Annotated in this window: 1 protein-coding gene and 1 pseudogene; both read left to right on the top strand. The window is 72.9% G+C overall.

Annotated elements, in window-relative coordinates; all coding sequences use genetic code 11:
- Nucleotides 1–305 (top strand): annotated as a pseudogene (locus tag ACFE8Y_RS20950) (M20 peptidase family dipeptidase); the annotation flags it as partial.
- A partial coding sequence (locus tag ACFE8Y_RS20945; RefSeq protein ID WP_375466299.1) for an ATP-binding cassette domain-containing protein occupies nucleotides 305–1,275 on the top strand: 971 nt, incomplete at its 3' end. The pseudogene ACFE8Y_RS20950 and the gene ACFE8Y_RS20945, both read left to right, overlap by 1 nt.

The following is a 1,275-nucleotide window of genomic DNA, read 5'->3' as shown; positions in this document are numbered from 1 at the left end:
AGGACCCGTGGGTCGGCTGGGCGATGGACTCGATCCGCGCCAGCACCGGCAAGAGTCCGGCGCTGCTGCCGAACCTCGGCGGCTCGCTGCCCAACGACGCATTCGCCGAAATCCTCGGCCTGCCGACGCTCTGGGTGCCGCATTCCTATCCCGCCTGCCTCCAGCACGGCCCCGACGAGCACATGCTCGGCACGATGACCCGCGAGGGCCTCGCGATCATGGCCGGCCTGTTCTGGGATCTGGGCGAGACCGGCCTCGACGTGCGCGCGCGCCGCAGGAGCTTGACCGCGGGGGCCGCCGCCTGATGGCCGAGCCGATCGTCCGGGTTCGGGACCTGACGATCGCCCTGCCCGAGGGCGCCGACCGTCCTCACGCCGTCGAGGGCCTGTCCCTCGACCTGATGCCGGGACACATCCTCTGCGTCGTCGGCGAATCCGGCTCCGGCAAGTCGATGAGCGCCTACGCGCTGACCGGCCTGCTGCCGCGGGGTGTGAGGCCGACCGCCGGAGAGATCCTGTTCGAGGGCCGCAACCTTCTCACTCTGGACGAGTCCGGCTGGCGCCGGCTCCGCGGGCGGCGCATCGCCGTGGTGTTCCAGGAGCCGATGACGGCGCTGAACCCGGTGATGCGGATCGGCGACCAGATCGCCGAGATGTACGAGGCGCACGGCCTGTTCACGGGGCCTGAGCGCCGCGCCCGCGTGTCGGCGCTCGCCGCGGAGGTCGGCCTGCCGGACCCGGAGCGGATCGTGCGGGCCTACCCGCACCAGCTCTCCGGCGGACAGCGGCAGCGGGCGATGATCGCGATGGCGCTGGCGCTCGAACCCTCGGTGCTCGTGGCCGACGAGCCGACGACGGCGCTCGACGTGACCACGCAGGCGCAGATCCTGGCGCTGATCCGCGACCTCCAGCGCCGGCGCGGGATGAGCGTGCTGTTCATCACCCACGATTTCGGGGTGGTGGCCGACATCGCCGACCACGTCGCCGTGCTTCAGCACGGACGCCTCGTCGAGTCCGGCACGGCGCGGGCCGTTCTGGCCGCACCGCAGCACGCCTACACGCGGGCGCTGCTCGCCGCCGTCCCCAGCCTCGTGCCGCCGGAGCGGGTGCCCGTGACGGACGCGGTCGCCCTCTCGGTCGTCGGCCTGACCAAGACCTTCTCCACCCGCGCCGGGCTGTTCGGCAAGCCGCGGGTCGTCGCGGCGGTGCAGGAGGTCGCCTTCGACGTGCGCCGCGGCGAGACGCTGGGCCTCGTGGGCGAATCGGGCTCCGGCAA

The sequence above is a fragment of the uncultured Methylobacterium sp. genome (genome assembly GCF_964242245.1).
GTDB lineage: Bacteria > Pseudomonadota > Alphaproteobacteria > Rhizobiales > Beijerinckiaceae > Methylobacterium.
The sequence above is the reverse complement of the archived record's forward strand: the minus strand, read 5'-3'. Positions and strand labels throughout refer to the sequence as shown.